Below are 25,047 nucleotides of genomic sequence, written 5' to 3'. Positions count from 1 at the left end.
ACGTCGATCAGACCGTGACGAGGTGGGCTGCCAACGCCTCCCTCGTCCGGTCGTCGATCGGGACCGAGGCTCCGGTGTCCGGGTCGACGCAGACGAGCACAGTTGCGGCATCGAGGGCAGATCCCGCCTCCGTGCCAATCGACCCGGCAAGGGTCATTGACGAGGCTCCCAGCCGCGTGAGCGCAGTGTGCACCTTGCATGACCGCTGCGACGGCAGCACTTGACGTCGATAACGGATGTCCTGACGCACAACGACCCACAGGTGGTCGCCGGCTCGTCTCATCCCTGGCGACCACGACGTCGTCGCGAGGATCCTGGCCTCCTGGAGGTACCCAGCCATGCTGACGTTGTTGACGTGGCCCTGCCGGTCGACGTCAGACCACCGGATAGGGACCTCGACGATGTCACCGACCTCGGAGACGTCAACGATCTTGATCGGCTTCCACGGTGTCTCCTCAATCTTCATGGCCTCAAAGGCGCCTCGCTCGCCGTCGGTGAGCCGACGCGGTCGTCCTGCGTCGAAGTCGAAGGGGCAAATAATTCCGCGTGCCCGAGTGACCTCAAGGTCATGGTGCCAGGCACGGTAATCCAGGACGGTTCGGGCCGCGCCGACCTTGGAGCAACCAACCTCGACCCGTAGCGGGCTCCCATCCACGACGAAGGGGGCGAAGAACTCGACATCCTGAGTGACGACGACGATCCCCGTCTCAAGCATCTCCTGGGCACCGTTGGTGTAGAACGCCTGATTTCGAGACTCCTGAACCAACTCGCTGATGCGTACGTTGTTGACGTGTCCCTGCGCATCCATGTCGGACCATCGCAGCGGAATGTCGACGACAACGGCACCCGTCACGGTGCGTCGCCTCCCTTGGCCGCACCCAGTTGCTCATTCTCGTCGGCAAACATCTCGTCAACGATGTCGGAGTACTTCTCAACCACGACCCCCCGACGCACCTTGAGGCTGGTCGTGACCGAATGAGCGTCCTCGGTCAGCTCGTGGTCGAGGATTGCGAACTTCTTGACGGTCTCCCAGCGTTCGAGGCGGGAGTTTGCGCGATCGACATACCGCTGAATGCTGCGACGCACGTCCGGGTCTGCTGTGAGCTCGGCGTAGCTGGCGCCAGGACGCCCATGCCGACGTGCCCACGTCATGAGAGCGCTCTTCTCGAGGGTGAGGAGGGCCACTGCGTACTTGTGTCCCTCGCCCAGGACAACCGCGTTGGACAGGTACGGGCAATTGGCCATCAGGGTGGCCTCGACCTTCTGTGGGGCGACGTACTTTCCGCCAGAGGTCTTGAACAGGTCACGTTTGCGGTCGGTGATGCGCAGATAGTTCATCTCATCGAGTTCGCCGATGTCGCCTGTGTGGAACCAGCCGTTAGTGAACGCCTTTGCCGTCTTCTCCGGGAGGTTGTGGTAACCACGAGCAACGATCGGTCCCGACACCAGGATCTCGCCATCCTCGGCGATCTGTGCGAGGCAGCCAGGGGCAGCCGGTCCCACGGTGCCGGGGCGAATGGCATCGGGCCCGCTGAAGAACGCGACTGCCCCGACCTCGGTCGCCCCATACCCCTCGACGATGGGAATCCCGGCGGAGGAGAACCACTGCTGGACCTGCTCCGACAACTTGGCACCACCGCAGATCATGAACTCGATGCCGCCAAGTTTGCGACGCAGGGTGGAGAAGACCAGCGCATCGGCGATCTTCCGCTTGGCCTCAAGCATCCTGGGTGCGCGATCGCCGGCGTTGCGATAGCTCTGGGCATCGCGTCCGGTTGCGAAGGCCCACCGCGAGACACGACTTGCCAGACGTCCTTGGGGGTATGCCGTCATGACGCCGGCACGAATCTTCTCGAAGATACGCGGCACACCGCACATGACGCGCGGTTTGACCTCGCCCAGACTTCGGGCCAACCGTGGGATGCGCGGCTCGACTGCCTGGGTGATGCCAATCTCGACACAGATGGCGATGAGGCATTTCCCGAAGGCGTGGGACAACGGCAACCACAACATGTGGACGTCCCCGCCACGGAACATGTTGAGGCTCTTCCATGCCTGGCCCATGTACGTCCATGCCCGGTGAGTCAGCTCGACTCCCTTGGGCGTGCCCGTCGTGCCAGAGGTATAGATGAGGGTACACAGGTCGTCGGGTTCGACGGAATCGATCATGCGCCGCACGAGGTCCGGCTCGGCGGCCAGGCGTCGCCGTCCATTCGCAATGATGTCAGCCATGGTGGTGAGTCGGTCATCCCGGACGCCGGTCTCGGCCGAATCGTCGGCAAAACTGATGATGTGCCGAACAACCGCATCGACCTCGGGCCTGCCCTGGATCTTCGCGACCTGGGCCGTGGAATCGACGAAAAGAACGGACGACTCGGAGTCCACCAGGATGAAACTGGCCTCTTCCGGCCCGGAATTCGGGTAAATCGTCGTCGTCGCGCCACCAGCACAGGAGATGGCCATGTCGGCAATGATCCACTCGGTGCGCGTTCCGGAGAGCAGGGCGACGCGTCCCTCCCGAGAAAGCCCCAAGTCCATCAATCCAGCAGCCACCTCGTGGGCCTGACGACGGAATTCAGCAAAGGTCATGGGGAGCCAGGTGTTGGCCTCATCGTCAGCACCGGAGGGAGTAAGAAAGGCGATGCGATTGGGATGGGCATCCGCCTGTCGATCGAGCATCGTCGCGAAGTTCTTGGCGGAGGACGCAATGAGCTTGCGCTGCAGAGCAAGGGGCTCCTCGTCACTGGTACGCCTCATCAACTCACCCTCTTCTCGGTCAAAAATGACTCCCACCACGCTATTGCATGGCGCATTGGCCGATCCCCACAATTCCCAGCGCCACCCATAGGTAGGTGTCCACAGGAGTGGGCAGGAGTACGTTCCTCGCACCACGGGTACGATATTCATCATGTCACAGGGCGGTTCCAGGCGCAGCATTCATGATGACGATGCCTCGAATACGCCATCGACAACGCCTTTTGAGGATGTCGGGCCGAAGGTGGAGCGGTCAGCGGCAGCCCCCTGGCTGAGCATTGAACAGCAACGAGTATGGCGAGCTTGGCTCCTCGGATCAGCTCGTATCACTGCGCACCTTTCGGAGGATCTACGGCGCCATGGCCTCGAGCTGTGCGAGTACGAGATCCTCGTCAGTCTTTCGGAGGCTCCCGATCACGCGGTCCGGATGTCTGTCCTTGCCAGCGAGGTACATCAGTCAAGGTCACGACTCACTCACGCCATCGAGCGGCTCGAGGGCCGCGGCCTTGTCGTGCGTGAGCCTGACGTGCGAGATCGTCGTGGAGTGGTCGCAAGGCTGACTCCCGACGGGATGGACCTGTTGCGGCAGACCGCCCCCGACCATGTCCGCGCGGTCCGGCATATTTTCGTTGACCCGATCAATCCAGAGGATTTCTCGGCCTTGGGACGGGCCATGAAGGCTGTCCTTTCCGTGTCAGACTGAGTCCATGACGGCCACCACGGACATTCTTCAGGACTTTCACTCAACCCTGAGGGGTCTGGACGCCTCTGCCGTGGAAATCCTGGACGATTCCCGGCTGGCACGCGCCTTGTACTCCTCCGACGCCTCGATTTACCGAGTTGTCCCCGCTGCAGTTGCCCATCCACGAAGTACTGATGAGCTCTGTGCCCTAGTCACTGCAGCCAGCCACGTTGGTCTACCCGTGACAACCCGTGGCGCCGGTACGACCTGTGCTGGCAATGCCGTCGGGACCGGCCTCATCATCGACACCGCAGCGCACCTCAACCGCATCCTTTCCCTCGATCCCGAATCGGCTGCCGCCGTTGTCGAGCCCGGCGTGGTCCAGGACTGGCTTCAGCATGCCGGGGCTCCCCATCAATTGCGGTTTGGCCCGGACCCCTCCACATCGACTCGCTGCACCATCGGCGGGATGATCGGAAACAACGCCTGCGGTCCGCGGGCTTTGGGGTACGGACGTACCGGCGACAACATCGTCGACCTCGACCTCCTCACTGCTGATGGTCACGTCACGACCCTCCGCCCCGGTGACCTCACGGTTCCTTTCGCGCAACGTCTGGCTGATGTGGCAGACGCGAATCTTGCGACCATCCGGACCGAATTCGCAACTTTCTCCCGTCAAGTCTCCGGGTACTCAATGGAGTGGCTGCTGCCCGAGCGTGGCCGCAATCTTCCAGCCTTCATCGCGGGCACGGAAGCCACCCTGGGTATCGTCGCGAAGGCGACGGTCCGACTTGTCCGCGAGGCTCCCTGTGGGCTGACGGTGGCGCTGGGCTACCCATCGATGCCCGAGGCCGCCGATGCGGTCACGGCCTTGCTGCCCTTCTCCCCCGTCGCTTGCGAAGGATTTGGGCGCCGGATTGTCGACGTGGTCTCTCGGGCAGGACGACCGGTTCCCGACCTCCCGCGTGGCGACGGCTGGATGTTCGTGGAGCTTCGCGGCGACGACGAGGCCGAGGTGGCGTCGCGCGCCAAAGACATGGTCGCTGCCAGCGAATGCCTCGATGGCTGGGTGGTCTGCGATCCAGATCAGGCCGCAGCCCTCTGGAGGATCCGGGCTGACGGCGCAGGGCTGGCCGGAGTCAGCCTCGACAAGCCAGCCTGGGCCGGATGGGAGGATTCGGCCGTTCCGGCAGTCGACCTCGGCCCCTACCTCCGCGACTTCGAGTCCTTGTTGGCAGACCATAGCCTCCATGGTCTGCCTTACGGCCACTTCGGCGAGGGATGCCTGCACTGTCGCATCGACTTCCCCCTCGATCAGTCCGACGGACCCCAGCGCTACCGCTCCTTCGTCACCGAGGCGGCGCAACTGGTCGCACGGCATGGTGGGTCAGTCTCCGGTGAGCATGGCGACGGCAGGGCACGCTCGGCCCTGTTGGACACGATGTACTCCCCCGATGCCCTGAGCCTCTTCGGCAAGGTCAAGGCGATCCTCGACCCGGACAACGTGTTCAACCCGGGGATTCTCGTCGATCCCGCACCGCTCGAGACCAATATCCGAACCCACGAATCGGCTCTTTCCGCGATCACCGTTTCCCATCCCGAATTCGCCGCCAACGTCCATCGCTGCACCGGAGTCGGAAAGTGCATCGCCCACACCGCTCCGAGCGCAGTGATGTGCCCCTCGTACCAGGCCTCCGGACTCGAGGTGGACTCCACCCGCGGCCGAGCCAGCATCCTCAAGGAGATGGTCAACGGCACTCTCATTGACGGCTGGGACTCCCCCGAGGTGGAACGGGCTCTCGACCTCTGCATGGCCTGCAAGGGGTGTGCTCGCGACTGTCCTACCGGGATCGACATGGCCAGTTACCGCAGTACGGTCCTCAACGAGAAATACCGCCACCGACTTCGCCCCCGCTCCTACGTCACCATGGGCCTACTGCCACTGTGGGAACGTCTCCTCAATCGCATCCCGGGAGCGCTAGCCCTGGCCAACAAGGTGTTGTCGGTCTCGGCCTTCGCCCACTTGGCCCGATGGACGGCTGGCGTCGACCAGCGCCGTCCGCTTCCGCGGTTCCAGTCCTCGGCCAGGCTGGCCAGCGAGCACGCAACCTCAGCCCAGACCATCGTGGCAAAACAGGGAACTTCGACCTCGCCTGCCACCGAGAATCCCTCAACGAGATCGACCTCACCGACTCGCCGTAGCGGGGACAAGGGTGACGTCGCCATATGGGTGGACTCCTTCTCCGACATGTTGGAGGGGTCAGACCTCTCCGCGGTCGTTGCGGTACTGGCCGACGCCGGCTACCACCCCAGGGTCCTTTCCGATGACGTCTGCTGCGGATTGACCTGGATCACCACTGGTCAGCTCGAAGGCGCCCGTCGTCGGCTGCGGGCAGGGCTGGCGGTACTGGCTCCCCTGGCCGACGCGAACGTCCCGGTCGTCGGGTTGGAACCGTCGTGCACGACCGTGTGGCGGGACGATGCCATGCGCCTTCTTCCGGACGATCCACGGGTTGGCCGCGTCGCCCGGAACATGCACACCGTCGCTGAGATGCTGGAGGCGGCGAAATGGACCCCGCCTTCTCTGGCCGGCCACACCGTCGTCGCCCAGCCCCACTGTCACCATGCCTCGATCCTCGGTTTCGGCCCGGACAGGCGTCTGCTCGAAGCTGCGGGGGCGAAGGTCAAAGTGGTCAGCGGCTGCTGTGGATACGCCGGGAACTTCGGCGTCGAGAACGGTCATTACGACTTCTCGGTGAAGGTTGCCCAAAACAACCTCCTTCCGGCCATCAACGAGGCCGGACCGCAGGCCATCATCCTGGCCGATGGGTTCTCCTGTCGACGCCAGACCTCTGACCTGACGGGACAGCGAGCCCTCACCTTCTCGGAGCTGTTCGCCTCACACCTGTCGTCCCGCGGCAAACAATGACGGTGTGGCCCAACTCTTAGCACAACGTCGGATGTTGCGAGTCTGCGGACTGGTCGATCATGCCGCGAGAAGACGCTGCTGGGATTCGTTGATCTCGCTCATGATCGAGGTCAGCTCGAGAATCTGAATCGGGCTGACCTCACGGAAACCCGATTTATCTGGCTGCTGTCACCCGTCGAAGGCCCCCGCGCGGCTTGGCCGATGAGTCCTCACACACGTTATTCTGTCGCTATCTTGACGGCGGCCTCGCTGGGGAAGGTGACTCCCTGCTCCTTGCGGGGTGATCTTGATCCCCGGCACCGGACCAACCGATCCCTTGAGCTTCCATGTACAGATGTATCCCGTGTCCTTGCTCCCATGGGCTGACGATGGTGGAAGCAAAGCGGCGCCGGCCCATAGCAGCGTTACAGCAATGGGCCGGCGCCGTGAGCAGCATCAACAGGAAGAGTCCGGACCCCTCCTCAGTGCGTCACCACTCAGTCACGAGTGAGTCGCCGATGCTTCGAGGCATGCGGACGAGCAGCCTCTGGTCCGAGGCGCTCGATCTTGTTGGCCTCGTAGTCGGCGAAGTTGCCCTCGAACCAGAACCAACGCGGCACACCGTCCTCGTCTTCACCCTCCCATGCCAGGATGTGAGTGGCAATGCGGTCGAGGAACCAACGGTCGTGGGAGACAACCACGGCGCATCCCGGAAACGCCAGCAGCGCATCCTCGAGACTCGAGAGGGTCTCGACGTCCAGGTCGTTGGTCGGCTCGTCAAGCAGAAGAACGTTGCCGCCCTGCTTGAGGGTCAGGGCCAGGTTCAGACGGTTGCGCTCACCGCCGGAGAGCACGCCGGACTTCTTCTGCTGGTCCGGTCCCTTGAAGCCGAAGCTCGCCACATAAGCACGGGAGGGCTCCTCGAAGTTGGCGACCTTGATGTAGTCCAGCCCGTCGGAGACGACCTCCCAGACGTTCTTCTCCGGGTCGATGCCAGTTCGGTTCTGGTCGACGTAGGAGAAACTGACCGTCTCGCCGACCTTGAGGGAGCCGGAATCGGCCTTCTCCAGTCCGACGATGGTCTTGAACAGGGTCGTCTTGCCGACACCGTTCGGACCAATCACGCCGACGATGCCGGCCCGCGGCAGGGTGAAGGACAGATCCTTGATCAGGACGCGATCGTCGAATCCCTTGGTGAGGTGGTTGGCCTCCAGCACGACATTGCCCAGACGCGGGCCCGGCGGGATGTTGATCTCGGCGGTGTCGATCTTGCGGTTACGCTCGGCCTCGGTGGCCAGCTCCTCGTAACGGGCCAGACGAGCCTTGTTCTTGGCCTGGCGAGCCTTCGGCGAGGAGCGCACCCACTCCAGCTCCTTCTCGAGGATCTTGGCGCGCTTGACGTCCTTCTTGCCCTCGATCTGGAGACGTTTGCGTTTGGTGTCCAGGTAGGTCGAGTAGTTGCCCTCGTACGGGTGCAGCTGACCGCGGTCGACCTCACAGATCCACTCGGCGACGTGGTCGAGGAAGTAGCGGTCGTGAGTGACGGCCAGGACAGCTCCTGGGTAGGACTTGAGGTGACCCTCGAGCCAGTTGACGGACTCCGCGTCCAGGTGGTTGGTGGGCTCATCGAGCAGCAGCAGGTCAGGCTGCTCGATGAGGAGCTTGCACAGGGCGACGCGCCGACGCTCCCCGCCGGAGAGCACATCGACCGGGGTGTCACCAGGCGGACACTGCAGGGCGTCCATCGCCTGCTCGAGGCGGGTGTCGATGTCCCAGGCGTTGGCGTTGTCGAGCTCGGTCTGCAGCTCGCCCATCTCGGCCATGAGGGCGTCGAAGTCGGCGTCGGGGTTGGCCATCTCGGCCGACACCTCCTCGAACCGCGCGAGCTTCGCCTTGATGTCGCCGACGGCCTCCTCGACGTTCTCGCGAACCGTCTTGTCCTCGGTGAGCGGAGGCTCCTGGAGCAGGATTCCGACCGTGGCTCCCTTGGCGAGGCTGGCGTCACCGTTGTTCGGCTTGTCGAGCCCAGCCATCAGCTTGAGCATCGTCGACTTGCCAGCGCCGTTCGGTCCGACAACACCAATCTTGGCGCCCGGGAAGAACGACAACGTGACATTGTCGAGAATGACCTTGTCACCCACCGCCTTTCGGACGTTGTGCATGGTGTAGATGAACTCGGCCATCGGCACTCCTCCAGAATCTGCGGGAACGGGGCGGCCGGCACTTCACCGACCGCTGCACAGTATGCCAGCCGTTGTAACGACTCCCGTCACCAACTCATTCCCGATGACTCACGTCGAGCTTCAGGACCCGACCAATTCGACGTCGTCGTCAACCACCTCAGTGTCCTCATCAATACCGTCGCCACCCACATCGTGGAATTCCTGGTAGCGCAGCACGCGATCGTCTCCCAGCGGCGCCTCGGCCCGCTTCTCGGGACGACGGCACAGCGCTGACACTCGAGACAGATCCGGCCCGACATTGTTCGCGACCACGATGAGTTGCTCGTGGGAGCCCTCGTCGTCAATCCAGTTACGGGTGCGCAGTCGTCCGGTCACCATGACGGGATCTCCTTTGTGCAGGGAGGCGGTGCAGTTGTCCGCAAGGCGCCCGTAGACATGGACCGACAGCCACGTCGTCGTCCCGTCGACCCACTCCCCCTGCCTCATGACGCGAGGGGTGTGGGCAACCCGGAATCGGGCTCCCCGCCAACCCTCACCAACCTTCATCTCGACGTCAGTTCCGAGATTTCCGGTGAATGACACGTTTGCGTCCATCTGTGAGCTCCTCTCCACTCATAGACAGTTATCGTCGGGACCCCGACAATCCGTCAGGCAATTTCAGATCTGTGGACAACTCCGACGACGCCTGCCGAGGGTTCTGTGGACAACTCGGGCCCGCCACTGACCCCGAGCCCAGATCAGGACGCCTTGGACAAGATCTTGACGACCTCGTCGTGGTGATCAAGCTCCGCATTGACCGGGTCGACGACCGATTGCCATGCGACCTCGGTGAGGTTGGCCCGCAATTCAGACCTGGCATGATGCGCAGCCGCCCGCGCCCCCGTCTGCACCCCGATCTGGCACAGCAGTGACACCACGATCCCCGCGATGGTACCTCCCACAACGATGAGGGGCGGCACCGGGACGTTGTGCCATCTCACCGGTGAAACGCGGAATTGGAAGTAGGCCATCAAGCCATCCACCAACCACCACGCTGCCCCAGCCACGACGATGACGATGAGGATCCACTGCACCACCGTCACCAATGTCCACCAGCCGGTACCGCGATGCACCCCCAAGTCCGTGGAAGCGACAGCTCGATCGATGCCGTCAGATAGGTCCTGGCGGTTCGACAGTGAGGCAGCCCGCACCGAGTCGGCCCACGAGCGAGGTAGTCCCTCGGACGCTTCCGAAGCCAAGGAACGCACTGCCGTGTCCACCTTGGCTCCTGCGACCCCGACCCGCGTCGTCATGGCACTTCGCTGCACATCGGTGGGTTCCGTCCCGCGCGACAGGTCCTTTTTCCTCCCCGGCACCAGGTCCAGGTGCAGTCGATGCAAAGGATCCTGGCGAATCTTCGACACCCAGGACGTCAGCGGCCAGCCAGTGGCGTAGTGGCCTCTCTTGCGGTAGGCCTCCCGGGTCGCCTCGACGACAGGATCGACACCTCCGGCGGTACACAATGCCTCGATCAACCCATTGACGGAGTCCTGACTCACCTGACCCGCCTCCTCACCTGTGGCCTCCAACAGTTGTTGACAGATGTTGTCGAGGTCAGCATGAAGACGTGCTGCCTGAGCCTTCTTGGCACGCACGGCGCGAGCTAAGGCGACGCGCATGTCTTCCACCCCCTCACCGGTGGTAGCCGAGATCGCCATGATCTTGGCCTTGTCCAGGCCTTCGGAATCCAGCAGACGACGCAGATCGCGCAGACAGTTCTTGCGCTGCTCCTTGTCAAGACGGTCGATCTGGTTGAGGACGACCGTCATGACCTCGCAGTGGGTCGCCAGCGGCGCCAGATAACGGGTGTGCAGAGCGGCGTCGGCATATTTCTGGGGATCCACGACCCACACGATCATGTCGACCATCTCGACGAGTCGGTCCACCTCCAGGCGATGCTCGAGTCGCACCGAGTCATGGTCGGGCAGGTCAAGCAGCACCAAACCGTCGAGGGCGTCGTCGCTACCCATGTGGTGTCGGTGCGGAATATCGAGCCAGTCCAGCAAGGGCTCAGCCGACGCGTTTCCCCACACCGCGGCCGTGGCTTTCGAGGTCGTGGGACGACGCACACCGGGATTGGCCAGTTCCGCACCGGCCAGTGCGTTGAAGGTTGATGACTTCCCTGATCCGGTGGCACCGGCGAGAGCTATGACGGTGTGATCGCCACCGATCCGGCAGCGTTGGTCAGCACGATCCAGAACCACACGGGCACGCTCGGACACGTCGTCGGGGATACGTCCAGCCGACAAATCCACCGCCTTGCCCAGCATCTCGATGCGCTCGGCAAGGTCGACGCGTCGTCTACTCATCGTTCCTCCTGACGAGGCTCAGGTTCCAAGACAACCGACGGTTCGACGATCTCGGCATCCAGGATGGGCATGTCAGCTCTCATCTGTCTGGGCTCAGAAGCCCCGAACGCCTCCACTTCCCGGGGCTGTGGACGGGTTCGAATCGTCACCTGGCCATCGCGGGATTCCGGCGCTTCCTGGGCCTGCCGCACCTCCTCGATCGAGGTGCGGATCCGAGTTGGCAGCTCCTCATCGACTCCCAACGATCCGAGCACGCCTTGGTAGCGCGCAACCTCTTTGGCGAGCAACCCCTCGACCCTGGCGTCAAGCTGATCCTTGGCAACCTTCGCCAAGCGTCGCACCGCATCGTCGCCGAAAAGGGCCTCGAGAAGCCGCTGGGCAACGATCGCCGACCCGCCCGCGATGCCTGCCTCGGCCCCGGACAGTCCACCGGTGTGGGCGAAGACGACGAGCATCAGTGCCACGGAAACCCCATTGACACCGAAAGCCATGAATCGGGCCTTGGACCGCTTGTCCATGCCTTCACCAGCGACCAGCTCCATGACGTCGCCCTGCCAGTCCCTCACCAAGCGGGAGACGGATTCCTCGAAATTCTGCGACGGGCGGGCCAGATCCTCGTCCGCTCGCTCCAGGACACTGCGACCGGCTGGGTCGGCATGCCACACCGCCTCGACTCGCTCACACCCAGCTTGGGTTTCCGCGACGATGAGGCTTTCAAGACCGGATTCCACCGCGACACTGACCTTCTCAACTTCCGGCGGTGCCCCCTTGAATGCCTGGACGACGCGGTCTCTGAACCACGAGACCTTCGCCTCCATGGCACGCATGAATTCGCCAGTTCCCACGAATTCGTGCCACCGTGCAAGCACCTCGCCTCGTAGTAGGGTGCCGTCGGCGGACTGTGTCGCAATCGATTGGGACGCCTCGGCCATGATCGACTGAGCATCCTCAGCCAGCCTGGACGTGGCGACTGCCTGGGCCTCCAGGCCGGCGGCGATGTAGGACGACCGTTCGCACACTGAGCTGATGGCCCCGGACAACGTCGACGCAATGACCTCACGTCGCTTCTGCTGGTCCTGGGCCAAGCTCGACAGGAAGAACCGTAGCGGCGCGACGGCCTGGTCGGGAAGGAGGCCATCGACATTGGTCTTGGTCTCCGGCACAGCGAAGAGCGGGGAATCGGCCAGCCCACGCTCGGTCATGAGACGCCCCAGGTCCGGCGGCACCTCCCTCATGGCCTCCGGCGGGACGCGGCCGCACACCACCGCCACCGAGGCATGCCGCTCCTGGGCCTCGTTGAGGAAGTCCCAGGGCACAGCGTCCGCGTAGCGGGCCGCCGAAGTGACGAAGACCCACAAATCCGCGGCCTGCAACAACTGGGAGGCCAGGTCGCGATTTCGCGCCACCACGGAATCGATGTCGGGGGCGTCCAAAATGGCCAGGCCCTTCGGAATCCCAGGCTCAGCGACCAGTTGGAGGCTCGAGGCATCGTTTCTGGCAACCCGGGAACGCACCAGAGTCGGCAGGACCCGGTCATCGTCGAACCACTCTGCGTCGTCGGGGTGGTGGACGAGAACCGGAGAGGTCGTGGTGGGACGAATGACGCCGGGACGTGTCACCACTCGTCCGACCAGAGAATTGACCAGAGTGGACTTTCCGGCGCCTGTCGACCCACCAACCACGGCAAGCAGCGGCGCGTCAATCGTCTCCAACCGAGGAAGAATGTAGTCGTTGAGCTGGTTGGCGATTCGACGAGCGAGCCCTGTCTGGGTGATGGCCTCGGGCAGGTCAAGAGGGAAATCAGCCTGACGCAGGTCATGCCGCAACTCAGTCAGCGACAGCAACATCTGCTCAGTGTTCATGGCGATCCTTCCTGGTCACTCGTCAGGCCTGTGGCGGTGCCCACTGCAACTCGTTGTTGACCGGCTGGCTCCGACGTCTCCGAAGGAATGCGGGCAGTCTCGGCTTGGACAGTCTGGCACCTCGGGCCACGGTGACAGCCATCGGACGCAGCAAGTTCATGTGCGTGATGAGTTGAATCTGGCGCGTACCCGGGTCGTCGTCCAATCCACGCACGACCGCATCACGCAGATAAGCCAGATCGGTGCCGGTACGCAAGAACTCCAGCGTGTGCCACCAGCGACGCAGCCCCTGACTGAGGGCCACCAGGGCCGCCCACTGACGACGCCGCAGAGCCGAGAGGGTGTCAGCGTCCGATTTCGGAAGCCACCCGGCCTTGACGTAGTCCTCGAGACGATTCCGGATCACCTTTCCTTCGCGCACCATGCGAATGATGACGAAGACCACGACGGAAGCAACGATCGCGAGGGCGACGTACCACAGGTTCTTCAGGGTCGCCATCGGCAGTACCGCGGAGAATCCGTTGAACAACATGTGCCCGAGCACTGCCATGACAAACCCTGTCGTCGGAGCCAAAACCCGCACCAGACGACTGCGTGATCGCAGCCCCAGGGCCAGACCGATGCCCGTCATGCTGGTGAACAGCGGATGCCCGAAGGATGTGTAAACGCCTCGCAGCATGACCAACTCCATGACGGCTTGTTTCGGGTCGCCAGCTGCCGCAGTGACGCGGGCGTAGTTGTCGGCCCGCGCGTAGTACATGATGTTCTCGACGAAGGCGAAGCCGATCGCCGAGAGCCCCGCCATGCTCACCGTCTGAACCACCGAGGTCATGCGTCTCCCCGTGACCACGGCCAGTCCGAAAAGCACCATGGCCTTGCACGACTCCTCGACGAGGGGAGCCGAGTACACCGCAGGACCTGCGCCCGAGGCTGGGTCAACCCCGCCCGTCACCGAAAGCATCCCGGCCATCCAGGTGTTGACGTGCATACTGACGTAGGTCGCTATGCATGCTCCCCAGCAGAAGCAGAGGAACCACACGTGAAGGTGTCGGGTTCTGAACCGGTCGATGAGGATGAAGATCGACGACCAGACGGCTGCCGTCGGCCATGCATAGTGGAAACCGAGCTTGAACGACCGGTTCGTGATACCCGGGACGACACCCTTCTGACCGTCACGCTCCACCACTGTGTCCGCGTGCATGATGACGTAGGTGTGAACCAAGAAGGCCACCGATGCCATCACCAGGACGAGCAACACCCAGAACCACGGGTTACGCAACAGACGTTGCCACCAGGGACGACGCACAACGGGTGCGGGGGCAACGTAGGACATGGTGGAAAGACTACCGGGCACACGGGACAGTTTCCGATGCGCCGATTCCTCGCCACGTGGAACACGGACGACCGACGGCGGCCCGGGTGGGAATCGAACCCACGCGCGACAGATTAGAAGGCTGCTGCTCTATCCGCTGAGCTACCGGGCCATGACCGACATCCTATCGGGGTCCGACCACCATGGCCCACTTTGTCCCAACCACGTTGCGAACAGGGCTGTCGGTTTCGTTGGACGTGCTGGTCTTTCTCCGCGATTGATTCAACGCGCACCGGGCCTCACTCCACCGGTAACGTGGTCGTCGATCATCGTTTCGGCTTCCTTGCCAACGTTGATGCGTCGCTGGGTCATGGCGCGGTAATTCCGCACATTCCGCTCACCGCGGTCCGTAACGGTGCATCTGCCGCCCTTGCTGCCGCAATCGCCACGCTCGTCAACGGCATGACCGGCGCCGTGCATCGCATCGCTCGGCACCAGTACCTGACGGTCGCCATTCCGTACCGGTACCGAGCTCGCGCGCTGCCCACCCTTGGTGGGGCGTTCCGGGTGGAATGGCTCCCCGGCATGATGGCCGGGTCGTGAATCCTGTGGGAATCCTCGATGACATGGGCGTACCTGACCTGGCCCCGGTCACCCCGACCTCACGAACGACGAGGCCCTCACCAGAATCTCGACCTCGAACCATCGGCATCATCGGTCTGGTCGGCAACTACTGGATGGCGCGCTGGCCCCCAACGGCAGGCAGTGAACGCACCGTCCGCATCAACCGCTGGAAGGTGTCATGTCGTCACCACCAACTAGTCTGTCGTGATGTGAAAGACATGTTGGTGTGGATCGATTGCGAGATGACCGGGCTCGACCTGGCCCACGACGGACTCATCGAGGTGGCCGCCTTGGTCACCGATGGCCAGCTCAACGTCCAGGGCGAGGGAGTGGACGTCATCATCAAGCCTGAGCCCGAGTGGCTCGGGCACATGAATGACTTCGTGCGCAACATGCACACCACGTCCGGACTCCTGGAGGAGCTCGACAGGGGGCTGACGATGGCTGAGGCTCAGGAACAGGTGCTCGACTACATCCGTACCCACGTCCCGCACGCAGGAAAAGCCCCACTGGCCGGAAACACCATCGGCACTGACCGTTCCTTCCTGGCCAAAGACATGCCGGAGCTGGAGTCCTACGTGCACTACCGCAACGTTGACGTCTCCTCCATCAAGGAGCTGGCACGACGCTGGTATCCGCGAGCCTTCGGCCACACACCGGAGAAGCAGGGCAACCATCGCGCTCTTGCCGACATCCAGGAGTCCATCGAGGAGCTCATGTACTGGCGCGAGGCGCTCATGGTTCCTGTCCCTGGCCCGGATGCCAACCGTTGTGACGAGATCGCGGCGAAGTACCAGGGCTTCCTCACCGGAGCAGGTAGGGACTGACGCCGACGACGGGGCGGGCGAGTTGCATTCTCGCTCCCGAACCCGGTACTCTCCTCGGGTTGCCTGGTGAAGGCGCATGGTGGCTATAGCTCAGTCGGTAGAGCACCTGGTTGTGGTCCAGGGGGTCGCGGGTTCAAGTCCCGTTAGCCACCCCAGTTCTTTTGCAAAGGGGCGACCCCTTACCATCCCGGGAGGACCATGTCGCTCTGAAGATTCCCGAACCCTCACCGTCGTTCCGTTGTGGAATAGGGTCTATCCCCCAGGCGTGACGTCTCAGGGCAAGAAGGACGGCGGGGACGGCTTCGCCCCTGCGATCATTTGAATTGAGCTCGGCGTCCGCACATCTTCGTGCACGGTCTTGTCAGCCAACACCGTTGCGTCACGGTCACAGGTGAAGACGTTGACACCAGAGCAGCTGTCGCCGTCATCAACTCCTCACAGAACAAGGCTGACTCCGGCGGTCTCCAGAGTCCTGAAGACTGAGCAGTCGTTGCACAATGCGAGATGGCCTCCTGGACCTGGCCCCTGCTGGGGCAACAATGCTCCCCATGAATCGCGAGAACCACGATGTGGCTGGCGACATGCAGCATCTACGTCGCAGCCTGAGTAGCCGCCACATTCAGCTCATCGCCATCGGTGGCGCAATCGGAACCGGCCTGTTCATGGGATCCGGAAAGTCCATCAACGCCTCGGGCCCGAGCATCGTGGTTGCCTATGTCGTGATCGGCGCAATGCTCTTCTTCGTCATGAGGGCCATGGGCGAGTTGTTGCTACACAACCTGCAATGGAAGTCCTTCCAAGATTTCGCCGCCGATCTTCTGGGCCCCTGGGCGGGGTTCTTCCTCGGCTGGACGTACTGGTTGTGCTGGGTCGTCACGGGTATGGCTGACGTCATCGCCATCACCTCGTACTGGGGTTACTGGGCCCATGACCAACTGTGGGCCTTCATCCTCACCGCGGCCACCTTGCTTGTCCTGCTGGTTCTCAACCTGCTGACGGTGAAGCTCTTCGGCGAGCTTGAGTTCTGGTTTGCTCTCATCAAGATTGTCGCGATCGCCATTCTCATCGTCGTGGCGGTGGCGCTCATCATCATGGGATTCACCTCGTCGCGCGGGTACAAGGCTTCGGTGTCGAACCTGTGGATCCATGGCGGATTCGCCCCGAAGGGCTGGAGTGGGTTCTTCGGCGGCTTCCAGATCGCTGTTTTCGCCTATGTCGGCATCGAGCTGGTCGGTACCACCTCCGCGGAGACCCGTGACCCTCGAAAGACGATGCCCAAGGCCATCAACGCCGTCCCGGTACGAGTCTTGGTGTTCTACGTGGCAGCGCTGCTTGCCATGACGTGCGTCACCCCGTGGAACCTCATCCAGAAGGACTCCTCCCCGTTCGTCCAGATGTTCGGACTCATCGATTTCACCGCAGCTGCCGGCATCATGAACTTCGTCGTGCTGACCTCGGCAGCATCCAGCGCCAACTCCAGGGTCTACTCGACCTCCCGGATGGTCTACGGCCTCGCTCACAAGGGCATGGCAACGAGGGCCTTCGGCAGGCTCACCCGCCATGGCGTCCCCGGTTGGGGCCTGGTGTGCACCGTCATCCTCATCGGTTCGGCCCTCATCCTCGCCGCGAAGGACTCGGTGATGAGTGCGTTCACCCTGGTCACGACGGTCTCCTCAGCGCTGTTCATCTTCGTGTGGAGCATGATCCTCGTCAGCTACATCGTGCATGTGCGTCGTAACCCACAGGCTCATGCCGAGTCGATCTACCCAATGCCCGGCGCGCATGTCATGCCATGGGTTGTGCTGGCCTCCTTCATCTTTGTCCTTGTCCTTCTGGCTGGGGCTGACGACACCCTCCAAGCTCTCCTCGCCACCCCGGTGTGGTTCATCGCGCTCGCCGTCGCCTGGGCGATCGTGCGTCGTCGCTCCCACCGAGACGACGTGGCAGATGCCCTCACGACTGGCGACTGACACTTCTACCCCGGTCGGGCCGTGGGCACTACACATCGAAGGGGTGAATCATGTCCGAGGAGGACGCCACCGGTGGGTCAACAGCACGCCACGTTGGCAGCCACTACGTCGTCGACGAGCGCGAAATCCTGATGTCCGTCGATGACGACTCGGCCGTCCGAGTGACGGACATGGTCACTGAGTCCTCCACCTTCGCCATCGTCATGGAACTGGTAGACGGCTCCGACCTCGGCTCGCGCACCGGCCCAGATCACCTTTCCCCGCCGGTGCCGCCGAATCGTCCCTCAAACTTCTCCGTCAGTGCGCAAGATCCACGGGCCGGGAAGTCTCACCCGTTCTTCTGTCATGTCGTCGGTGAATACGTCGATTGTAGTAGCCAGGACCACGAGGTGTATCTCATCATTCCGCGTTGACCTTCCTGGTTACTGACGACAATGGAAAGGCTGTGAAACAATCCGACCATGAGACGCCGAACAATCATCGCAGCCGGTTTGAGTGCGCCATTGGCTGGATGCGTTTCACAAACCGACTCCCCAGCCCAACCGCCCTCCTCCGCGCCCATGATGTCGTCGTCCCCATCTGACACGCCGACTCCAACCCCGCCCTCGGCCAGTCTCACCCCCAGCCCTACCCAGTTGGCAGCCCCGATGGAAAAGGTGACCCCGATCCCCATGGATCCACGGGCCACCCGCATCGTGTCGGACATGTCGGTCGCGGAGCGTGCCGGTCAATGCATTCTCGTCGGGGTGGTTCCCTCGGACTCTCCCGAGTACATCGCCAATCTCATTGACGCCAAGTGTCTTGCCGGCATCTTCATTCTTGGTCACTGGACCAAGAAGTCCAAACTTCACGCCATGCTTGACGCCGTCAATGGCGTCAGTCCGCATGACATCAAGCCCATCGTCGCGACTGACCATGAGGGCGGCGAGATTCAGAACATCCAGGTTCCGGGAGTCGACCGGCTGCCGAGCCAGGAAGCTCTGACTCGGATGTCTCCGGCGAAGGCCCAGTCCGTGGTGACGAGGAGCGCCCAACAGCTCGCTGACCTCGGCGTCCACATGATCTTCTCCCCCGTCGCTGACGTCATTGATTCTGATCTTGGTGCCAGGAACAAGCCGATCGCCAAGCACCATCGCGGTTTCGGTACCGATCCTCAGACCTGTGGCAGGTACGCGGCCTCCGTCGTCACAGGGCATCGCAAGGCCGGGATCATCTCGACCGTCAAACATTTTCCCGGAATTGGTCGCATCGTCGAGGACACCGATTTCAAACCCACTGGAATTACCGACGAGAAGACGACTCGCCATGACCCATGTCTCGAATCGTTCCGAATGGCATTCAATGCCAGGGCCGAAGCTGTCATGATCTCCTCGGCGTACTACTCAAAGATCGATCCGGGGACTCTCGGGTTGTTCTCGTCCAAGATCATGAATGACATGCTTCGCAAGGACTTCGAATATCAAGGACTCATCGTCTCCGATGACCTGGGCAGTTCAGTTTCGGTGTTCTCGGTCGACGGCGGACACCGAGCAAGCAAATTCGTGTCTGCCGGCGGTGATCTGGCAATTACTGCCGATCCAGGTCTGGCAGGCCCCATGGTTCGCGCGTTGACGTCGATGGCGGCGTCCTCGTCGGGCAAGAAGCGTCTCGATGACGCTGCTCGCCATGTCATCAACGTCAAATTGGCACATTCACTGACGAAGTGAGGGGAGAATGAGTCGTGGCTGACGATGGATTCCAAGAGGGGAAACACCCCGACGATTCACACTCTGACGACAACGAAACCGAGCTGACCCCTGATCAGCCCGATTCGGATACTGGCCCGGGACAGGGTTACGAACCCACCCAGGAGCTGCCAGAGGACCTTGAGTTCTCGATCGAGCCGGACGGTTCACAATCCCCCTACGCCGATCAGCAGTATCCGCAGCCCGGTGACTCCCAGAACGACCAGTACCCGCAAGGCTGGAGCTACTATCAGCCGGACGGCTACGCGTACCCGCAGAATCCGAATCAATACCCACAGGGCTGGAACCAGTACCCGCAGGTCGGCGATGGCTGGGGCGCCCAAGACGCCGCGGCCGGATGGGGCCCCCAGACAGGCCAGTATGCCGACTTGAACGGCCAGTACCCCCAGCAAGGATGGGACCCCGCACAATATCCGCAACAGGGCCGGCAAGGTCAGCAAGGTTGGGGTCAGCAGGGTCAGGGGCAGCAGCCCGGCCAACAGGACTGGACCCTTGGTTACCCTCAAGGAGAATGGCAAACGCCCCAGAATCAGCACGGATGGGGTGAGCAGCAGGAATGGAACGCGAACCAGAACCCCCAGGGTTGGGATCCACATCAGCATCAACAGGGCTGGGATCCCAATCAGAACCCACAGGGCTGGGACCAGCAGCACCACTGGGAAGGCGCTGAGCCTGCGGGGAACTGGAATGACGCGAACTTCCAGGACCAACAACAGCTTGGCGACAGCCAACAGTTCAGACCGGGGACTGGCAACGAATGGAACCAGCAAGTAGGAGTTGACCAGAATGGCCGAGCCTACGATTACGGACAGGTCTACGGTCTTCAGGCCGACTATGGGCCTGACCTTTGTGCAGGACCAGCCGGTGCCTCGGCCAATGACCGTCCGAACGTCAGTGAGTCAGTGGGCGGCATTCCCTTCAGCGACGAGCCCCAGCCACAGCGCAAGAGCCAGTACTGGATCATTGCCGTCGCCGCGGTCCTCGTCGTCGCGCTGGGAGTTGGTCTGTTCCACTTCCTCAAGACCAACGATGATGCGACGAAGGCAGTTCCCGCGCCGACGCCCAAGACCCAGACCCCCGAGGTCACAGTCACCTCGACGTTGACGGCCACCGCATCATCGACTGCCTCGACACCGGCCACACCGATGCCGAAGGTTGCCAACAATGCGTCGGTCACCCCGACCCCGGATCTTGTCAGGCAGCTCTTCAACGCGCCCGACGCCCAGGTCCAGTGGGTCTCCTTGGCTGCTGACGGGCAGAACGCCGCTGTGGCCTATGCGCCTAGTTTCAACATCAATGGGAAGTCCGCTGGCCCCGATGGTGGCCACCTCGTCATGAGGAAGAACAAGGACCATTGGGAGCCTCTCCCCCAAGGCGGGGTCATCACTGACGACAACGACTGCGACGCCATGCTCAAGACGTTGGGAAACAAGGCTGCCGTTGCTACCAGCCAGGTCATGAACAACAAGCAGTGCGATGCAGCAATCGTCTATGACCTGGCGGTGAATAGCCCGATCCGACTCGGCAAGATGGCCGGTGTCGGGCCCCTCAACCTCGACAAGGCGACGTCGGAGCTCGCCGCCACGATCCATGTCATCCCTGACGGCGTCAGCGATGGTTGTGCCCGCAACACCCCGGTGTATGCCCGTTACAGCGGCTTCCTCGGCGGAGTGTGGACCAGCGGCGGAAATGTCCAGGCTTACCTGTTCGTTGGTGGCACCAACGCCAGCTCGAACGGAGCACGAATCGGCATCTCGGAGGCGCAACTGCGGTCCGACTACTCCAAGCTCAAGCTGACCGACGTCACCTCGGACTTCAGTGGAATGGGCTATGAGAAGGCCCTTGCATTCTCCAACGATGGCAAGGAAGTCGATTATCTCCTCACTGGCGGAAAAGTCGTTGCCTACATGATTAGGAACTCCGATTTCAGCCCGACATCTTGCTGACAGCCCTTTCAAGACTGACGTGGCCCCTCTTGGAGAGGGGCCACGTCTTCATATAGTCATGTCATACTAATGCTGTCACCTCTCATGTCCGCTCCCGGGCTCGCTGGACCTTCATGAGTGCGGAGGTGTCGGCACGTAACCGTGGCAAAGACGTGAAGCCATGTCCCAGCCATCGTGAGACGCAGGCGCGCCTTGGCGATCCCTCGTGGAACGCGCACGCCTCTACCCTCATAGCATCGAGCACGACATTGTCGCACGCACCCGTCAAATCAGGCCTGGTAGGTCGCGAAGGTCCCGGGCCTCCCGGGCTTCGGCACAACGGCAATATGTTGGGGGAGTTGTATGTGTTGGTGTGGGGGCGCATAGAAAAGAAAAGGAAAGGAAAGGAAAAAAGACTGAGGGTGTGGGGAAGAATCATATTCTTCCCCACACCCTCTGTTTTTCATGAAATGAATTGAGTCCGGCAGTGTCTTACTCTCCCACATGATCCCTCATGCAGTACCATCAGCGCTGGAAGGCTTAACTACCGGGTTCGGTATGGGACCGGGTGTTTCCCTTCCGCCATGACCACCGGAAAACTATGGGGCCAGTCAGGCTTGGCGCAACCCCGCGTGGGGGCTGGGAGCCGTACAGTGGATGCGACACAACACCATTCTTGACGTCTCAAAACAGAATGTGTAAGTCCTCGGTCTATTAGTACCAGTCAGCTCCACACCTTACGATGCGTCCACGCCTGGCCTATCAACCCGGTCGTCTACCGGAGACCTTACCAGAAACCTGTAGGAACCCTCATCTTGAAGCATGCTTCCCGCTTAGATGCTTTCAGCGGTTATCACGACCCGACGTAGCCAACCAGCCATGCTCTTGGCAGAACAACTGGCACACCAGAGGTCAGTCCGTCCCGGTCCTCTCGTACTAAGGACAGCCCTTCTCAAGATTCCTCCGCGCGCAGCGGATAGGGACCGAACTGTCTCACGACGTTCTGAACCCAGCTCGCGTGCCGCTTTAATGGGCGAACAGCCCAACCCTTGGGACCGACTCCAGCCCCAGGATGCGACGAGCCGACATCGAGGTGCCAAACCATGCCGTCGCTATGAGCGCTCGGGCAAGATCAGCCTGTTATCCCCGGGGTACCTTTTATCCGTTGAGTGACGGCGCGTCCACAAGCCACCGTCAGATCACTAGTCCCGACTTTCGTCCCTGCTCGACCTGTCAGTCTCACAGTCAAGCCCCCTTGTGCACTTACACTCACCACCTGATTACCAACCAGGATGAGGGAACCTTTGGGCGCCTCCGTTACCTTTTAGGAGGCGACCGCCCCAGTCAAACTACCCATCAGGCACTGTCCCTGAACCGGATCACGGCCCAAAGTGAGATAACCAGAACGACCAGAGTGGTATTTCAACAATGACTCCACAACCACTGGCGTGGCCACTTCACAGTCTCCCACCTATCCTACACAAGTCGTCCCAATCACCAATACCAAACTATAGTAAAGGTCCCGGGGTCTTTCCGTCCTGCTGCGCGTAACGAGCATCTTTACTCGTAATGCAATTTCACCGAGTTCATGGTGGAGACAGTAGGGAAATCGTTACTCCATTCGTGCAGGTCGGAACTTACCCGACAAGGAATTTCGCTACCTTAGGATGGTTATAGTTACCACCGCCGTTTACTGGGGCTTAAGTTCACCGCTTCGCACACGCTAACAGTTCCCCTTAACCTTCCAGCACCGGGCAGGAGTCAGTCCGTATACATCGTCTTACGACTTCGCACGGACCTGTGTTTTTGGTAAACAGTCGTTTCCCCCTGGTCTCTGCGCCCCTCACCGCAACCACCAGCACGTGGCAGCAACAGCTCAGGTCCCCCTTATCCCGAAGTTACGAGGGCATTTTGCCGAGTTCCTTCACCATGATGATCTCGATCGCCTCGGTATACTCTACCTATCCACCAGTGTCGGTTTAGGGTACGGGCGGACCAGCCACCTCGCTCACGAAGCTTTTCTCGACAGTACAGGATCACTCACTCACCCACACACATGGGCTCGCCATCATGCCTCAACCACACACCCGGCGGATTTACCTACCAGACGGTCCACACATTTAGCCCCGGACAACCATCGCCGGGGATGAGCTACCTCCCTGCGTCCCTCCGCAGCTTGCCTACTACATGATCGGTTCACACACTCACCACACCACCACAACATCAACGATGCCACAATGGCAGGCTCGCACGCTTAGCATCACACACCTCGACACGAACGGTGACAAGCCGGTACCAGAATATCAACTGGTTATCCATCGACTACGCCTGTCGGCCTCGCCTTAGGTCCCGACTCACCCAGGGCAGATTAACTTGACCCTGGAACCCTTGGATAATCGGCGGACGGGTTTCCCACCCGTCATTCGCTACTCATGCCTGCATTCTCACTCCCGCACAATCCACCACACGGTCACCCGGCAGCTTCACCTCACACAGGACGCTCCCCTACCCAAACCCACACAGGGTCTGCCACAGCTTCGGCGGATAACTTAAGCCCCGCTACATTGTCGGCGCGGAATCACTTGACCAGTGAGCTATTACGCACTCTTTCAAGGATGGCTGCTTCCAAGCCAACCTCCTGGCTGTCTACGCAACTCCACATCCTTTTCCACTGAGTCACCACTTAGGGGCCTTAGCTGATGATCTGGGCTGTTTCCCTCTCGACGACGAAGCTTATCCCCCGCCGTCTCACTGCCACGCTCACACTTGCCGGCATTCGGAGTTTGGCTGATTTCGGTAAGCTGATAGGCCCCCTAGACCATCCAGTGCTCTACCTCCGACAAGAACCACGCAACGCTGCACCTAAATGCATTTCGGGGAGAACCAGCTATCACGGTGTTTGATTGGCCTTTCACCCCTATCCACAACTCATCCCCTCCATTTTCAACTGAAGTGGGTTCGGACCTCCACGACGTCTTACCGACGCTTCATCCTGGCCATGGATAGATCACACCGCTTCGGGTCTAGAACACGCGACTAGCGCCCTTATCGGACTCGCTTTCGCTACGACTCCCCCACACAGGTTAACCTCGCCACGCATCACTAACTCGCAGGCTCATTCTTCAAAAGGCACGCCATCACCCCACAAGGCTCTGACGGCTTGTATGCGACCGGTTTCAGGTACTATTTCACTCCCCTCCCGGGGTACTTTTCACCATTCCCTCACGGTACTCATCCACTATCGGTCACCAAGGAGTATTTAGGCTTGACGAGTGGTCCCGCCAGATTCACGCAAAATTCCACGAGTTCCACGCTACTTGGGGCAACCCTCACCAGTGCCACGCTTACAGTTACGGGACTCTCACCCACTCCGGTACGCCTTCCCAGACGCTTCACCTTCACGCAACATTTATCACTGGCCGATCCTGCGGCAGCAGAACCCAAAGGCCCCCACAACCCCGCACATGCAACACCTGCCGGCTTGAACACACACACGGTTTGGCCTCCTCCGCTTTCGCTCGCCACTACTCACGGAATCACAATTGTTTTCTCTTCCTACGGGTACTAAGATGTTTCACTTCCCCGCGTTACCTCCCACACCCCTATACATTCAGGGCAGGGCCACCGGACACTACTCCGGACATTCCAGGTTTCCCCATTCGGACACCCCCGGATCACAGCTCGTTTACCAACTCCCCAGGGCTTATCGCAGGTTACAACGTCCTTCATCGGCTCTTGGTGCCAAGGCATCCACCGATCGCACTACACAACTTACACAACACAAAACACAAAAATAATAAGATGCTCGCATCCACTATACAGTTCTCAACCACCACACGAATCAACACCACACCCACCACACAGCAGACGCAGCATCACCGCACCAGGCCACCACACACAGTGTGAT

General features: G+C 61.5%; 13 protein-coding genes, 2 tRNA genes, 2 rRNA genes and 2 pseudogenes. 9 read left to right on the top strand and 10 right to left on the bottom strand.

Annotation, left to right across the window (positions count from 1 at the left end):
* Positions 1–7: 7 nt before the first annotated feature.
* Positions 8–853 (bottom strand): acyl-CoA thioesterase, encoded by an 846-nt coding sequence (locus tag ACUCCZ_RS02930; RefSeq protein ID WP_435918145.1) that lies wholly within the window; start codon positions 851–853, stop codon positions 8–10.
* Positions 850–2,757, bottom strand: coding sequence for an AMP-dependent synthetase/ligase (locus tag ACUCCZ_RS02925; protein WP_435918174.1), 1,908 nt, complete (start codon positions 2,755–2,757; stop codon positions 850–852). The genes ACUCCZ_RS02930 and ACUCCZ_RS02925 overlap by 4 nt, the downstream gene beginning before the upstream one ends.
* A gap of 142 nt (positions 2,758–2,899) precedes the next feature.
* Between ACUCCZ_RS02925 and ACUCCZ_RS02920 the strand changes: the two genes are divergently transcribed.
* Positions 2,900–3,457, top strand: a complete 558-nt coding sequence (locus ACUCCZ_RS02920) for a MarR family winged helix-turn-helix transcriptional regulator (RefSeq protein WP_435918175.1) — start codon at positions 2,900–2,902, stop codon at positions 3,455–3,457.
* Positions 3,458–3,461: 4 nt separating this feature from the next.
* A complete protein-coding gene (locus ACUCCZ_RS02915) occupies positions 3,462–6,365 on the top strand; it encodes an FAD-binding and (Fe-S)-binding domain-containing protein (protein WP_435918146.1) in 2,904 nt (967 codons plus the stop codon).
* Between the two features lie 476 nt (positions 6,366–6,841).
* On the opposite strand, the gene ettA is transcribed toward ACUCCZ_RS02915, so the two are convergent.
* The 6 genes from ettA to ACUCCZ_RS02885 all read right to left on the bottom strand — a co-directional run bounded on the left by ettA (position 6,842) and on the right by ACUCCZ_RS02885 (position 14,221).
* Complete coding sequence (ettA, locus tag ACUCCZ_RS02910) at positions 6,842–8,527, bottom strand: energy-dependent translational throttle protein EttA (RefSeq protein ID WP_435918147.1); 1,686 nt, start codon at positions 8,525–8,527, stop codon at positions 6,842–6,844.
* 120 nt (positions 8,528–8,647) lie between these two features.
* Positions 8,648–9,121, bottom strand: a complete 474-nt coding sequence (locus ACUCCZ_RS02905; RefSeq protein WP_435918148.1) for a single-stranded DNA-binding protein — start codon at positions 9,119–9,121, stop codon at positions 8,648–8,650.
* Positions 9,122–9,264: 143 nt separating this feature from the next.
* The gene (locus ACUCCZ_RS02900; RefSeq protein WP_435918149.1) at positions 9,265–10,875 is read right to left on the bottom strand and encodes a YfjP family GTPase; all 1,611 of its coding nucleotides are present in this window, start codon (positions 10,873–10,875) and stop codon (positions 9,265–9,267) included.
* Positions 10,872–12,737: a dynamin family protein gene (locus ACUCCZ_RS02895; RefSeq protein ID WP_435918150.1), complete on the bottom strand. Its 1,866-nt coding sequence runs from the start codon at positions 12,735–12,737 to the stop codon at positions 10,872–10,874. Before ACUCCZ_RS02895 ends, ACUCCZ_RS02900 begins: the two co-directional genes overlap by 4 nt.
* Before the next feature lie 22 nt (positions 12,738–12,759).
* Positions 12,760–14,070, bottom strand: coding sequence for a PrsW family intramembrane metalloprotease (locus tag ACUCCZ_RS02890; RefSeq protein ID WP_435918151.1), 1,311 nt, complete (start codon positions 14,068–14,070; stop codon positions 12,760–12,762).
* A gap of 78 nt (positions 14,071–14,148) precedes the next feature.
* Positions 14,149–14,221 (bottom strand) — tRNA-Arg (locus tag ACUCCZ_RS02885).
* A gap of 104 nt (positions 14,222–14,325) precedes the next feature.
* Here ACUCCZ_RS02885 and ACUCCZ_RS02880 point away from each other — a divergent pair.
* The 7 genes and pseudogenes from ACUCCZ_RS02880 to ACUCCZ_RS02850 form a co-directional block, all read left to right on the top strand.
* Positions 14,326–14,649 (top strand): annotated as a pseudogene (locus ACUCCZ_RS02880) (MFS transporter); the annotation flags it as partial.
* Between the two features lie 242 nt (positions 14,650–14,891).
* On the top strand, positions 14,892–15,500 hold the full coding sequence (gene orn, locus ACUCCZ_RS02875) for an oligoribonuclease (RefSeq protein WP_435918176.1): 609 nt from the start codon (positions 14,892–14,894) through the stop codon (positions 15,498–15,500).
* Between the two features lie 79 nt (positions 15,501–15,579).
* Positions 15,580–15,655, top strand: a tRNA-His gene (locus tag ACUCCZ_RS02870).
* A gap of 384 nt (positions 15,656–16,039) precedes the next feature.
* On the top strand, positions 16,040–17,470 hold the full coding sequence (locus tag ACUCCZ_RS02865; protein WP_435918152.1) for an amino acid permease: 1,431 nt from the start codon (positions 16,040–16,042) through the stop codon (positions 17,468–17,470).
* A 50-nt stretch (positions 17,471–17,520) separates the two neighbouring features.
* Positions 17,521–17,724 (top strand): annotated as a pseudogene (locus ACUCCZ_RS02860) (serine/threonine-protein kinase); the annotation flags it as partial.
* Positions 17,725–18,141: 417 nt separating this feature from the next.
* A complete protein-coding gene (locus ACUCCZ_RS02855) occupies positions 18,142–19,176 on the top strand; it encodes a glycoside hydrolase family 3 N-terminal domain-containing protein (protein ID WP_435918177.1) in 1,035 nt (344 codons plus the stop codon).
* Positions 19,177–19,583: 407 nt separating this feature from the next.
* Complete coding sequence (locus ACUCCZ_RS02850; protein ID WP_435918178.1) at positions 19,584–21,161, top strand: hypothetical protein; 1,578 nt, start codon at positions 19,584–19,586, stop codon at positions 21,159–21,161.
* A 458-nt stretch (positions 21,162–21,619) separates the two neighbouring features.
* Here ACUCCZ_RS02850 and rrf read toward each other — a convergent pair.
* Positions 21,620–21,736: ribosomal RNA gene (gene rrf / locus ACUCCZ_RS02845) — 5S ribosomal RNA — on the bottom strand.
* 98 nt (positions 21,737–21,834) lie between these two features.
* Positions 21,835–24,917, bottom strand: a 23S ribosomal RNA gene (locus ACUCCZ_RS02840).
* Positions 24,918–25,047: the final 130 nt, after the last annotated feature.

The sequence above is a fragment of the Cutibacterium nasicola genome, assembly GCF_052654715.2.
This window is presented reverse-complemented; position numbering and strand designations above follow the sequence as displayed.

What these genes read in the sequence shown, in the direction of transcription:
- ACUCCZ_RS02865 (WP_435918152.1), top strand. Translation starts at nt 16,040, where the DNA reads ATGCTCCCCATGAATCGCGAGAACCACGATGTGGCTGGCGACATGCAG.
- ACUCCZ_RS02915 (WP_435918146.1), top strand. Translation starts at nt 3,462, where the DNA reads ATGACGGCCACCACGGACATTCTTCAGGACTTTCACTCAACCCTGAGG.
- ACUCCZ_RS02900 (WP_435918149.1), bottom strand. Translation starts at nt 10,875, where the DNA reads ATGAGTAGACGACGCGTCGACCTTGCCGAGCGCATCGAGATGCTGGGC.
- ACUCCZ_RS02855 (WP_435918177.1), top strand. Translation starts at nt 18,142, where the DNA reads ATGGATCCACGGGCCACCCGCATCGTGTCGGACATGTCGGTCGCGGAG.
- ACUCCZ_RS02895 (WP_435918150.1), bottom strand. Translation starts at nt 12,737, where the DNA reads ATGAACACTGAGCAGATGTTGCTGTCGCTGACTGAGTTGCGGCATGAC.
- ettA (WP_435918147.1), bottom strand. Translation starts at nt 8,527, where the DNA reads ATGGCCGAGTTCATCTACACCATGCACAACGTCCGAAAGGCGGTGGGT.
- ACUCCZ_RS02890 (WP_435918151.1), bottom strand. Translation starts at nt 14,070, where the DNA reads ATGTCCTACGTTGCCCCCGCACCCGTTGTGCGTCGTCCCTGGTGGCAA.
- ACUCCZ_RS02925 (WP_435918174.1), bottom strand. Translation starts at nt 2,757, where the DNA reads ATGAGGCGTACCAGTGACGAGGAGCCCCTTGCTCTGCAGCGCAAGCTC.
- orn (WP_435918176.1), top strand. Translation starts at nt 14,892, where the DNA reads ATGTTGGTGTGGATCGATTGCGAGATGACCGGGCTCGACCTGGCCCAC.
- ACUCCZ_RS02905 (WP_435918148.1), bottom strand. Translation starts at nt 9,121, where the DNA reads ATGGACGCAAACGTGTCATTCACCGGAAATCTCGGAACTGACGTCGAG.